The organism is Aestuariivirga sp. (assembly GCF_046093005.1).
Classification (GTDB): Bacteria; Pseudomonadota; Alphaproteobacteria; order Rhizobiales; family Aestuariivirgaceae; genus Aestuariivirga.
In genome coordinates, this window is sequence record NZ_JBJTER010000090.1 from 1 (window position 1) to 12,088 (window position 12,088).

Annotated in this window: 13 protein-coding genes; 7 read left to right on the forward strand and 6 right to left on the reverse strand. The window is 64.0% G+C overall.

Going from position 1 to position 12,088, the window contains the following annotated elements; genetic code table 11:
- From ACKOED_RS07920 to ACKOED_RS07930, 3 genes are all read right to left on the reverse strand, one after another.
- Positions 1–1,028, reverse strand: a 1,028-nt coding sequence (locus ACKOED_RS07920; RefSeq protein ID WP_408916047.1) for a site-specific DNA-methyltransferase, incomplete at its 3' end; no start/stop codon positions are given.
- 92 nt (positions 1,029–1,120) lie between these two features.
- Positions 1,121–1,693 carry a ribonuclease HII gene (locus tag ACKOED_RS07925; RefSeq protein WP_408916048.1) on the reverse strand — a complete coding sequence of 191 codons (573 nt, stop codon included), beginning with the start codon at positions 1,691–1,693 and terminating at the stop codon, positions 1,121–1,123.
- A 56-nt stretch (positions 1,694–1,749) separates the two neighbouring features.
- Entirely contained in the window at positions 1,750–2,859 is a 1,110-nt protein-coding gene (locus ACKOED_RS07930) for a PA0069 family radical SAM protein (protein ID WP_408916049.1), read from the reverse strand.
- Between the two features lie 77 nt (positions 2,860–2,936).
- On the opposite strand from ACKOED_RS07930, the gene ACKOED_RS07935 reads away from it, so the two are divergent.
- Complete coding sequence (locus tag ACKOED_RS07935) at positions 2,937–3,827, forward strand: DMT family transporter (protein ID WP_408916050.1); 891 nt, start codon at positions 2,937–2,939, stop codon at positions 3,825–3,827.
- 5 nt (positions 3,828–3,832) lie between these two features.
- On the opposite strand, the gene moaB is transcribed toward ACKOED_RS07935, so the two are convergent.
- Both moaB and ACKOED_RS07945 read right to left on the reverse strand, forming a co-directional pair.
- Positions 3,833–4,372 carry a molybdenum cofactor biosynthesis protein B gene (moaB, locus tag ACKOED_RS07940; RefSeq protein WP_408916051.1) on the reverse strand — a complete coding sequence of 180 codons (540 nt, stop codon included), beginning with the start codon at positions 4,370–4,372 and terminating at the stop codon, positions 3,833–3,835.
- Positions 4,373–4,514: 142 nt separating this feature from the next.
- A complete protein-coding gene (locus ACKOED_RS07945) occupies positions 4,515–5,312 on the reverse strand; it encodes a uracil-DNA glycosylase (RefSeq protein WP_408916052.1) in 798 nt (265 codons plus the stop codon).
- Between the two features lie 104 nt (positions 5,313–5,416).
- On the opposite strand from ACKOED_RS07945, the gene ACKOED_RS07950 reads away from it, so the two are divergent.
- From ACKOED_RS07950 to ACKOED_RS07960, 3 genes are all read left to right on the forward strand, one after another.
- Positions 5,417–7,042: an electron transfer flavoprotein-ubiquinone oxidoreductase gene (locus ACKOED_RS07950; protein WP_408916058.1), complete on the forward strand. Its 1,626-nt coding sequence runs from the start codon at positions 5,417–5,419 to the stop codon at positions 7,040–7,042.
- 116 nt (positions 7,043–7,158) lie between these two features.
- Positions 7,159–8,874: a tetratricopeptide repeat protein gene (locus ACKOED_RS07955; protein WP_408916053.1), complete on the forward strand. Its 1,716-nt coding sequence runs from the start codon at positions 7,159–7,161 to the stop codon at positions 8,872–8,874.
- A 3-nt stretch (positions 8,875–8,877) separates the two neighbouring features.
- A complete protein-coding gene (locus tag ACKOED_RS07960) occupies positions 8,878–9,708 on the forward strand; it encodes a 4-(cytidine 5'-diphospho)-2-C-methyl-D-erythritol kinase (protein ID WP_408916054.1) in 831 nt (276 codons plus the stop codon).
- 3 nt (positions 9,709–9,711) lie between these two features.
- On the opposite strand, the gene ACKOED_RS07965 is transcribed toward ACKOED_RS07960, so the two are convergent.
- Positions 9,712–10,731, reverse strand: a complete 1,020-nt coding sequence (locus tag ACKOED_RS07965) for a polyprenyl synthetase family protein (RefSeq protein ID WP_408916055.1) — start codon at positions 10,729–10,731, stop codon at positions 9,712–9,714.
- Between the two features lie 116 nt (positions 10,732–10,847).
- On the opposite strand from ACKOED_RS07965, the gene ACKOED_RS07970 reads away from it, so the two are divergent.
- From ACKOED_RS07970 to ACKOED_RS07980, 3 genes are all read left to right on the forward strand, one after another.
- On the forward strand, positions 10,848–11,588 hold the full coding sequence (locus ACKOED_RS07970) for a tRNA1(Val) (adenine(37)-N6)-methyltransferase (RefSeq protein WP_408916056.1): 741 nt from the start codon (positions 10,848–10,850) through the stop codon (positions 11,586–11,588).
- A gap of 124 nt (positions 11,589–11,712) precedes the next feature.
- Positions 11,713–11,901 (forward strand): hypothetical protein, encoded by a 189-nt coding sequence (locus ACKOED_RS07975; RefSeq protein WP_408916057.1) that lies wholly within the window; start codon positions 11,713–11,715, stop codon positions 11,899–11,901.
- 43 nt (positions 11,902–11,944) lie between these two features.
- Positions 11,945–12,088, forward strand: a 144-nt coding sequence (locus ACKOED_RS07980) for a glycine--tRNA ligase subunit alpha (protein ID WP_408916059.1), incomplete at its 3' end; no start/stop codon positions are given.

A 12,088-nucleotide genomic window follows, 5' to 3' on the forward strand; every position in this document is an offset into this window, starting at 1 on the left:
TGCCAGAACGTCCAGCCATTGCAGGCCTCGGCGCCCGGCACATGGGCGCCGCTCTTGTGGTTGGAGCCGGAATCAACCGTGCAGGCGGTGGAGCCCTCGGCCCTGACCCGCGCCGCGATGCGCTGGGAGGGGTCGAACAGCGTGTCGCCGGCCTTGACGAGGCCGCGCTCGATCAGCGAGCCGAAGGGAATGCGCGGTTCAGCACGTTTGCCGGCCGTAACCTTCAGCGCTTCGGTCGGCAGCGGCAGCGCGGCGTCGATACGGGCGCGGGCCGCCTCGGCGTAGACATCCTCGCGCTCGATGCCGATGAAGGCGCGGCCCAGCTGCTTCGCGGCCACGCCGGTGGTGCCGGTGCCGAAGAACGGGTCCAGTATCAGGTCGCCCGGATTGGTGGTGGACAGGATTACGCGGTGCAACAGCGCCTCGGGCTTTTGTGTCGGGTGCAGCTTGTCGCCAGCCGCGTTCTTGAGCCGCTCCGCGCCGGTGCAGAGCGAGAGCGTCCAGTCAGAGCGCATCTGCAGATCGTCGTTGAACACCTTCATCGCTTCATAATGGAAGGTGTAGCGGGTGCTGGCATCGCGCGCCGCCCAGATCAGCGTCTCATGGGCGTTGGTGAAGCGCCGTCCGCGGAAGTTGGGCATCGGGTTGGTCTTGCGCCAGACAACGTCATTCAGGATCCAGAACCCGAGGTCCTGCAGGATGGCGCCGACACGGAAGATGTTGTGGTAGGACCCGATCACCCACAGCGCGCCGCTGGGCTTCAGCACGCGGCGGCATTCGGCAAGCCAGCCCCTGGTGAAGCGGTCATAGGCCTCGAAGCTCTCGAACTGGTCCCAGTGATCGTCCACCGCATCGACCTTGCTCTGGTCGGGCCTGGTGAGGCTGCCGGAAAGCTGCAGATTATAGGGCGGGTCCGCGAAGACGAGATCGGCGGAGGCCGCGGGGATCTTCTTCAGTTCGGTGAGGCAATCGCCCACCAGAATCCTGTTGTGCAACGGCCGGATGTCCGGCCGGGTCTCATATCCCATCCCCATACCCCTATACGCAAACGCAACCCACTGGCGTATCTGCCATCATGAGTCCTGCGGAGTCGGGCGTGAATCGCTTTTCGGAACTATGGTTAACGGGTGAGGAGCGCTGCGACAGGGGCAAAGCTCCGCCGGTGCAGCGGCGAGGGACCATGGCGCTCCAGGGCCTGCCGGTGCTGGCTGGTGCCATAGCCTTTGTGCCGGGCAAAACCATATTGCGGATAGGTGCTGTCGTGGCTCAGCATGATGCGGTCTCGGGTGACCTTGGCGATGATCGACGCCGCGGCGATCGACAGGCTGCGTCCGTCACCGCCGATAACGGTACGGGTTTCGATGGGAAGGCGGGGCGCGCGGTTGCCGTCGACGAGGGCGAGGCTCACGCCATCAATCTGCCGCGCCGCGTCCGCCATCGCCCAGAGCGTCGCGGCCAGGATGTTGTCGCGGTCGATGCGGTCCGCTTCGGCGATGCCGATGGCAACCCGCGCCGATGCCATGATGGCGTCGAACAGCGCCTCGCGCTTCGTCGCGGCGAGCTTCTTTGAATCGTTGAGGCCTGCCGGAATGGCGCCAGGGTCCAGCACCACGGCGGCGGCCACCACGGGCCCCGCCCAGGGCCCGCGGCCCGCCTCGTCAATGCCGCACACCAGGCCTGCGCCCTGGCGCATGGCGTCTTCTTCCAAAGCAAAATCAGGCTTGCCCATGCGCCGATATGGGCGCGGGATCAGAGCAGCGTCAACTGCTCGCCTGGTTGCGGCGGTCGGCGGAAGTGTTCGGTCGAGAGTTTCAATCTTGCGCGGTTCAGACCCAGCCGCTGGCAGGCCAGTTCGAAGCGCCGCCCGATCGTCCAGGCATAGGGGCCGGTGCCGGTCTGACGCCGCCCAAAGCTGGCGTCGTAATCCTTGCCGCCGCACGCCGCGCGCACCAGCGACATCACCCGCGAGGCCCGGTCCGGCATGGTGTTCTGGAGCCAGGTCCTGAAGACCTCCTTCACCTCATGTGGCAAGCGCAGCATGACATAGCCGGCCTCGCGCGCCCCGGCCGCCTGCGCCGCCTTGAGGATGGCCTCGATCTCACTGTCATTGACAGCCGGGATGATGGGGGCGGCCATGACGGTGACCGGAATTCCCGCCGCCGCCAGCCGGGCGATGGCGTCGATCCGCCTGGGCGGTGACGATGCGCGCGGCTCCATGGCGCGGGCCAGGCCTGGATCGAGCGTGGTGACTGAGACAGCCACTTTGGCCAGCCCCTTCTCCGCCATGGGCGCCAGGATATCGATATCGCGGGTCACCAGTGCCGACTTGGTGACGATGCCCACCGGATGGTTGAACTCAGCCAGAACGTCCAGGATCCGGCGGGTGATGCCGCGCTGGCGCTCGATCGGCTGATAGGCATCGGTGTTGGCGCCCAGCACGACCGTGCGCGGCTCATAGCCGGGCGCCGAAAGCTCCGCCCGCAACAGTTCCGCCGCATTGGCCTTGGCGAACAGCTTCGATTCGAAATCGAGCCCTGGCGACAGGCCCATGTAGGAATGGGCGGGCCTGGCATAGCAATAGGCGCAGCCATGCTCGCAGCCGCGATAGGGGTTGACCGTTCGGTCGAAAGACAGGTCCGGCGAGTCGTTGCGGGTGATGATGGTCTTGGCCGTTTCCTCGAAAACCTCGGTGCGGAAGGCTGGGAGGTCTTCCAGCCCCTGCCAGCCGTCGTCAAAGAGATAGCGGTTCAGCGCCTCGAAGCGGCCGGACATATTGACGGGCGCGCCCCGCCCGCGCGCCTGCTGGGGCAGCACGGTCAGCCTTTCATTGAGTGGTGTTTTAGGCATCGGCGACGGCATGGACGAAGCCTATCGCAGGAGCAAGAACAAATCAAGAACATTGTCGGTCTGGATTGCGGCCCGGTCAGAACTCAGCCATGGTCCCGCGCGACATGACCCGCCGCCAGATTCTGCTCGCCCTGATGCCGCCGTTGTTTTTTGGAACCGGCTTCACCATTGCGAAGCCGGCGGTCGAGCATTTCCCGCCGCTGTTCATGATGCTCATGGTCTATGGCGGCATCGCGGTTGTGCTGGGCCTCACCCGGCCCGCGCCGCTCAAGACGCCGCTCGGCTCGATCATCGTCATCTCCGCCTGCGCGGTCACTATTCAGGGTGCCCTTCTGTTCTGGGGCCTGCGCAGCCCGGACATGCCGGCCACGGCGGCAACCCTGATCCTGCAGATCCAGATACCGTTTTGCGTGCTGCTCGACTGGCTGATCATGCGTGAGCGGCTTGATGTCCGCAAAGCCTTGGGCACCGCGATCGCGATTGCCGGAGTGGCCATCGTGATCGGCCTGCCGGAGCAGGCGCCAGGTCTTGTGCCTACGGTCATGATCATCGTCGCCGCCCTCGTGTGGGCGTTCGGCCAGGTCCTGGCCCGCAAGCTGAGCCGCGATGATGGTGTCGGGGTGCTCAAGGGCAACGCCTTCGGCAGCGTGCCGCAACTGGCGCTCGCCACGCTGCTGTTCGAACAGGGCCAATGGCAATCGCTGGCGACGGCCACCTGGCTGCAATGGTCGATGCTGGCTTTCGTTGGCGTTGTGGGCTTCTACCTCGCCTATATGTGCTGGTTCACGCTGCTGCGGCAATGCCGCATGGACGAGGCCGCGCCGTTCATGCTGCTGATGCCGGTGGTGGGCATCATCACGGCGGCGCTGGTATTGGGCGAAACACTGTCCCTGGCCCAGCTTCTGGGCGGGCTGGTCATTCTGGCGGGGCTTGCGATCGTCTCGGGCCTTGGTCTGCCGCGGCGGGCCGCCGCGGAGTAGCCGGCTCAGCTCTTCTTGCGCCGCAAATGTTCATCCAGCCGCGGCATGATCTCGACGAAATTGCAGGGCTTGTGGGTGTAGTCGAGTTGCGGCTTCAGGATCGCGTCCCAGCCATCGCGGCAGGCGCCGGGCGAGCCTGGCAGGCAGAAGATGTATTTGCCCTTCATGACCCCCGCGGTAGCCCGCGACTGAATGGTGGAGGTGCCGATCTTCGGAAAGGAAATCATGTGAAACAGCGTGCCAAAACCCTCGATCTCCTTCTCGAACAGCGGCCGCACGGCTTCGATGGTCACGTCATGTCCGGTAAGGCCGGTGCCACCGGTGGTGATGATGGCGTCGATGGCGGTCCGCCCGGCCCAATCGCGGATCACGTGGCGGATGGCGCGCACGTCGTCTTTCACGATCTTGCGCGCGGACAGCAGGTGGCCGGCGGCGGCAACACGGTCACACAGGGTCTGGCCCGACGCGTCGGTTTCAAGCGTGCGGGTATTGGAAACGGTCAGGATGGCGATCCGGACCGGAATGAACTGCCGTGTTTCACTCATTCTCTGGGGACCTCGTCTCGAAAGCAGAATGTGGCCGCGCCGACATCCTTGGAATGCCCGTCATGAAACACGATCCGGCCAGGCCGGACAAGTGGAAGGCAACAGGCGCAACGTCACCTTGCGGAAGCGCGGCGTGTGCCAGTCAATGCGCATCAAGCATTTCGCGTAGCGACAGCAGGTCGCGCCAGGCCAGGCGCTTCTGGGCCGGCTGGCGCAGCAGATAGGCGGGATGCAGCGTCGGCAGCAGCGGAATGTTCCGCCCACTGACATTCGCCGTCACCCACTTGCCGCGCAGCTTCAGGATGCCGTCGTTCCGCCCGGTCAGCCGGTGCGCTGGAGTCGCGCCAAGGCATACGATAAAATCGGGTTTCTGAAGCTCGATGGCGCGGAGCAGGAAGGGCAGGCACATCTGGGTTTCCGCCTCGGTTGGCGTTCGGTTGCCGGGTGGGCGCCAGAAGATGGTATTGGTGATGAACACCGCGCTCTCGCGGTCCGCGGCCTGCCGCGACAGGCCGATCGCCGCCAGCATGCGGTCCAGAAGCTGGCCAGAGCGGCCCACGAAGGGCTTGCCCTGAATGTCCTCGTCCCGGCCCGGCGCCTCACCTACCAGCATGACGCGGGCCGCGGGATTTCCGTCCGCAAAGCACAGCCTTGTGGCGGTTTTCTTGAGCGGACAGGCGTCGAAGCGGTCGAGGGCGGCCTCGATCTCCCCAAGGCTCTGACACTGGGCGGCCGCCGGCGCATTGGCAACGGGCGCCATGGGCGGTGCCGCGGCAATCGTCGCCGGGGCTGCCAACGGCGGGTCCGGGGGGCTTGCCTTGGGTGCGGCAAAGCGGTTCACCGGCGCATCGAGAATAATCTCGTCGGCGCCCATCTCCGCCAGCCAGTTGAGCGCCCTGGCGGCGTCCTCTGGGCTGATGTCGTCCTGCTTCCGGTCCATGGTCGAATTTGTCAGCTTGTGCCCCTAAGGCGAGCCATTATAAAGGCGTCGTCCAGCGGAATAAAGACGGAGAGATAGACGTGGATCAGGTCCAGCGCGAGGCGATGGAATATGACGTGGTGATCGTCGGGGCAGGCCCCGCTGGTCTGTCCGCGGCGATCCGGCTCAAGCAGATCAACCCCGATCTCGGTGTCTGCGTGTTGGAAAAAGGCTCGGAAGTGGGAGCCCACATCCTGTCTGGCGCGGTGATTGACCCGGTCGCCCTCAACGAACTGATCCCGGACTGGAAAGAGAAGGGTGCACCGCTCAACACCGCCGTCACCGAAGATCGTTTCTATGTCCTCGGGCCGCAGGGCGCGTTGCGCCTGCCCAATGCCCTGATGCCGCCCCTGATGGACAATCACGGCAATTATGCCGTGTCGCTGGGCAATGTCTGCCGCTGGCTGGCGCAACAGGCGGAGGGCATGGGCGTTGAGATTTATCCGGGCTTTGCCTGTTCCGAGGTGCTCTACCGCGATGACGGGTCGGTGAAGGGCGTGGTGGCTGGCGTCATGGGCATCGGCAAGGATGGAAATCCCAAGCCGGATTTCCAGCCGGGCATGGAGCTTCACGGCAAGTATGTGTTCATCGCCGAAGGCGTGCGCGGGTCGCTCGCCAAGCAGATCATCGCCCGCTACGGACTTGCGGAGGGCCGCGAACCGCAAAAGTTCGGCCTCGGCATGAAGGAGCTGTGGGAGGTGCGGCCCGAGAACCACCGGAAGGGCCAGGTCACCCACACCATGGGCTGGCCGCTCGGCGCCAAGACGGGCGGCGGCAGCTTCATGTATCACCTCGAGGATAATCTGGTGTCCATCGGCCTCGTGGTGCACCTCAACTACGAGAACCCCTATCTCTTTCCCTATATGGAGTTCCAGCGCTTCAAGCATCATCCGCTGATCGCGCCGGTGCTGGCGGGCGGCCGCCGCATTTCCTACGGCGCGCGGGCCATCACCGAGGGTGGTTTCCAGTCGGTGCCGAAGCTCTCTTTTCCTGGCGGTGTCCTGATCGGCTGCTCGGCCGGCTTTGTGAATGTTCCGCGCATCAAAGGCTCGCACAATGCCATGAAGACCGGCATGCTGGCGGCGGAAGCCGCCGCGGCGGCGATTGCCACCGGCCGGTCCGGCGATGCGCTCAGCGCCTATGACGAGGCCTATGAAAACTCCTGGGTCTACCAGGACCTGAAGCGCGTCAAGAACGTGAAGCCCATGTGGTCGAAGCTTGGTCTCGCCGGCGGTCTGGCGTTGGGTGGCCTCGATATGTGGATGAACCAGATCTTCGGTTTCGGCTTCGGCACCTGGAAGCATGGCAAGCCCGATTATGCGACGCTGAAACCAGCCGCGGACTGCAAGCCCATCGCATATCCCAAGCCGGACGGCATCATTTCCTTTGACCGGCTCACCAACATCGCCTTTTCCGGCACCAACCATGAGGAGGACCAGAAGGTTCATCTCCAGCTGAAGAACCCGGAAGTGCCGATCGGCGAGAACCTTCCGGTCTATGAGGAGCCCGCCCAGCGCTATTGCCCGGCGGGAGTCTATGAGGTGGTGAGCGAGGACGGCAAGCCGCCGCGCTTCCAGATCAACCACCAGAATTGCGTTCACTGCAAAACCTGTGACATCAAGGACCCGTCGCAGAACATCAACTGGGTGGTGCCGCAAGGTGGCGAGGGGCCCAATTACCCCAATATGTGAGGTTTGCCGCGGCGCATCGCAGGGCTCTTGCGGTCATCGCAAAAACACCGCATTTTCGGGCGATTCCGTCTGGCGTTAATGGCGGCTTTGCGCCGCCGCTCTTGAAATGGACAGTGATGACCGGAATTTCCCTTCGCGCCATGATTGCCGGACTGGTTCTGGCATCTTTCCCCCATGCCATGGCCCTTGCCTACGAACAGACGGAGGCGTCATCTTCAGGCGCCTATCTCGCGGGGCGCACGGCCGCCAAGCTTCGCGACAATGACCTGGCGTCCGACTATCTCGGCAATGCGCTGAAGGCTGACCGCGGCAACCCCGTGCTGACGGAGAAAGTTTTTCTGCTTGATCTCTCGGAGGGGGACATCGCGGCGGCCGAGTCACTTGCGGGAGAAATCGTCCAATTCAACAGCCAGCAGCGCATGGCCCGCATCGTGCTTGGCCTCAAGGATTTCCGCAGCCGCCACTACGACGATGCCCGGAAGCATTTTCAGCAGGCGGCCTATACGCCGGTCGGTGAGCTTACGTCATGGCTGCTGATCGCATGGTCATATGCGGGCGAGGGCGATCTCAGCCAGGCTCTGAAGACGCTTGACCGGCTGGACTCGAATGAGAGCTTTGCCAATTTCAAAACCTTCCATACCGCGCTGATCGCCGATTATCTGGGCAACTCCATGCGTGCCGAGGCCGCTTACCGCAAGGCCTATGAGGAGGCTGGCATGTCGTTGCGCATCGTGCAGGCCTACGGCAATTTCCTTGAGCGCAACGGGCGCGCCGACGAGGCGAAGAAGGTTTACAGCGCCTTCCTGGAAAATGATGAAAATCCTCTCGTGCTTGAGGCTTTCGAAAACATTGCCAGCAAGGTTGTTCCGAAGCCCTTCATTGGCTCGCCGCCGGCGGGGGCCGCGGAAGCGCTGTTCTCTCTCGCCAGCGCGATGACCGATGACGAAAGCATCGACGTGGCTTTGCTCTATGCGAGGCTGGGCCTTTCGCTCAGCGGCGACCAGCCGGTGTTCGACACCTTGCTCGGCGACATCTACGAGGACATGAAGCGTTACGATAAGGCGATCGCTGCCTATGACAAGGTTCCGGCCGGTTCGCCGTTGCGCTCGAATGCGGATTTGGAAATCGCTGTCAGCCTGCAGCGGCTTGAGCGGAAGGATGAGGCCATCGCCAGGCTGAAAGACCTGATCGCGCGCGAGCCCAGGAACTATGACGCCATCGTTACGCTCGGCAACCTATACCGTGCCAATGAGGATTTCGCGAATGCCGCGAAGGTCTATGACGACGCCATCGCGCTGATTGCCACGCCGGTGCCTGGCCACTGGCGGGTGTTTTACTTCGATGGCATCGCGCATGAGCGGCTCAAGGAGTGGGATATTGCGGAGAAGCGGTTCCGCAGATCGCTTGAGCTTTCGCCCAACGAGTCGAGCGTTCTCAACTACCTTGGCTATTCGATGATCGAGAAAAAGATCAATCTGACCGAAGCCATGGAAATGGTGAAGAAGGCGGTGGCGCTCAAGCCGAACGATGGCTACATCATCGACAGCCTTGGATGGGCCTATTACCAGCTCGCCGATTACGAGCAGGCGGTCATCCATATTGAGCGGGCGGTGGAGTTGCTTCCGGCCGATCCGATCATCGCCGAGCATCTGGGTGACGCTTACTGGCGGGTGGGCCGCAAGCTCGAAGCCAAGTTCCAGTGGCAGCATGCGCGCGACAATGATCCCGAACCCGAAGACCTCAAGCGGATCGAGGACAAGATCATCAACGGCCTTCCCGACGAGCCCGCCGTGACGCCCGCGCAGAACGGCACGGAAAAAACCAACGGCTGACGCGTGCAGCCGTTTTCGCTCTTCGCTCCAGCCAAGATCAATTTGGCTCTGCATGTTCTGGGCCGCCGCGCCGACGGCTATCATGATCTCGATTCGATCGTTGCCTTTGCCGATGTCGGCGATGTGCTGACATTCGCTCCGGCTGAGCGTTTCGCCATCGAGGCGGCGGGGCCTTTTGCATCGGCCCTGCCTTCCGAACATGACAACATCATCGCCAAAGCGTGGTCGGCCGCATCTGAAATCGCGGCAAAGCGCGGCAAGCCGCTGCCGCCGGTATCCGTGCGGCTGCGGAAGAACCTGCCGGTCGCCTCCGGCATCGGCGGTGGATCCGCCAATGCCGCGGCGGCGCTGAAAGGCTTTCTTCGCTTTGCCGGCATCGACGCGGCGGAGCCCGATGTTGCCGCTGCCGGGCTCGCCATCGGAGCGGATGTTCCGGTGTGCCTCTTCGGCAAGCCGTGCCGCATGCGCGGTGTCGGTGAGCGGTTGACGCCGCTTGCCGGTTTTCGGCCGCTCCAGGCGATCCTCGTCAATCCGCTGGTCGCGGTCCCGACACCAGAGGTCTTCCGGGGCCTCGCTCTGGAAAGAGGTCAGGCATTCCGCGACGCGATCGGCAATGCGAATGATCCTGCAGCCTGGCGCAATGATCTGGCGGCTCCCGCCATCGCGCTGGCGCCCGTGATTGGTGAGGTTCTGCAACGGCTTGCCGCAACGCGCGGCATCATCCGGGCGTTCATGTCCGGCTCCGGCGCAACCTGCGTGGCGCTATACGAAGGGGCTGACCCTGCTCCCGATCTCGATCCCAGCTGGTGGGCCGCCCGGACTGTTCTGGGCTGAGCCTCAATAGGCCCGGGCGACGCAGAATTCCACCGCTTCCAGCAGCGCATCCTTCAGATCTGATTGGGGAAAAATCGCCAGCGCATCGCGCGCGATGTCGCCATAATGATTGGCCCGCTCCACGGTATCGGAAAGCGCGCCGTGGCGTTCCATCAGCTTGCGGGCATATTGGAAATCGTCGGGCGTCTGGTCACCGTCTTCCAGCGTGCGCTTCCAGAAGCTGCGTTCCTCCGGCGCGCCGCGCCGGTAGGACAGCACCACCGGCAGGGTGATCTTGCGTTCGCGGAAATCATCGCCGACGCCTTTGCCCAGCTTCTCGGTGGAGCCGGAATAATCCAGAGCATCATCAATAAGTTGGAAGGCAATGCCCAGGTTGCGGCCATATGACTCGAGGGCCGCCTGCTCGCTGTGCGGACGGTTGGCGACCACCGCGCCCACCTCCGCGGCGGCGGCGAACAGCGCGGCGGTTTTCGCAACGATAACCTGCATATAGGCGTCTTCGGTGGTGGAGGTGTCCTGCGACACGGAGAGTTGCAGCACCTCGCCCTCGGCGATCACGCAGGCGGCGTTGGAGAGAATGCGCAGCGCCTCGAGCGACCCCGTCTCGACCATCATTTTGAAAGCCTGGCCAAGGAGATAGTCGCCGACCAGCACGCTCGCCTGGTTGCCCCAGATGACCCGCGCCGCCTGCTTGCCGCGGCGCAGGTCGCTCTCGTCCACAACATCGTCATGGAGCAGGGTGGCGGTGTGCATGAATTCGACCGCGGTCGCGAGCTTCAGATGGTGCTCGGCCTCATAGCCGCACATCCGCGCGGCCGCCAGGGTGAGCATTGGGCGAATGCGCTTACCCCCTGAATTGATGAGATGATTCGCAATCTCCGGGATCAGTTCGACATGGCTCCTGGCATGCGAAAGGATGGCCTCGTTGACGCGGTCCATGTCGGCGGCGGTGAGGTTCAGCAAGGCTTCGATGCTGGCCCGTTTCTTGTTGCCCGATCCGTCCAGCGGAATCACCACGCCCATGGAGTTTTCCTTCAATGTTCTCTGTGCGTTAAAGCACAGCTCACCCATCAGGCCAACCGCTGCTTGCGGGCATGCGCCCTCTTGCCGCCGCGCCGCTCCCGCGCCAAGCTGAGACCATGCAAGAGCGTCCCTGCAGCGATGACGGCTTCCTTGCCGGACGGCTGAAAATTCTCCAGCCGCTTAAGGGCTTTAGGGCCGGGATCGACTCGGTCTTCCTGGCCGCCAGCGTGCCCGCCCAGGGCGGCGAGACGGTGATCGAGGCCGGCGCCGGGGCAGGGGTGGCGGCGCTTTGCCTCATGTGCCGCTGCCCGGGCGTGCGCCTCACCGGCCTTGAAATCGACCCGCAGGCCGCCGCACTGTTCGAAGAAAACGCCAGGCGGAACAATATGTTGGACAGGCTGACGGTCATCCGCGGCGACCTCCGGCAATTGCCCGCCGGCCCGGCGGTTTTCGACCACGCCATGGCCAACCCGCCCTTCCATGACGAAGGCAGGTCCACCCCGTCGCCCACGCCCAGCAAGGCCAAAGCCCATGCCTTCGGCCAGAATGACCTGCCGCTGTGGGTCAATGTCCTGCATGCCGCGCTCCGCCCCGGCGGCACCATCACCATTGTCAACCGCGCGGAATCGCTTGCGAATTTGCTCTCCGCGCTGGATCATCGCTTCGGCGCCATCAGCATTTCGCCATTGTTCCCGCGCGCCGGTTCCCCGGCCTCACGCATTATTGTCCAAGCGGTCAAAAACGCAAAAGCCCCCCTCCGGCTGCTGCCCGGACTGGTCCTGCACGGTGACAGAAACGATTTCACCCCCCAGGCCCAGGCAATTCTCCGTGAAGCCGCCCCCTTCCGGCTTGCCTGAGCTTGCGGTGGGCGCCTGAACTTCCTATCTTATCCGCAGCTTAACACTGGCTTGCGGGAATCGCGTGCATTGCGCGCCGGTTTCTGCCTATAGTGACGGTCAACGGGGGTCATTGGAGGATCCGATGGTTGTTCTGAAGGGTTTTGTGGTTGCGGCGGTAGCGTTTTTGGTGCTGTTTGCGATGCTGTTGATGATGCGCCGTGAGATGCAGGCCGTGAAAGCCCGGGTCAATGACGGCCGCCGCCGCCAGCCGGCCCTCCGCCGCCTCCGCCAGGACCCGCGGACCGGAGTCTACTACCCGGCCGAGGACTGAGCCCCCTGCGCCGGGCCGCCCGGCCAGGTCCCCGCCGATGACGCTGCACCCCACCCGCTCCTTCCAGGACCTGATCCTGACGCTCCATGAATATTGGGGCCGGCAGGGCTGCGTCATCCTGCAGCCCTATGACATGGAGGTGGGGGCCGGCACCTTCCACCCCGCCACCACGCTGCGCTCCGTGGGG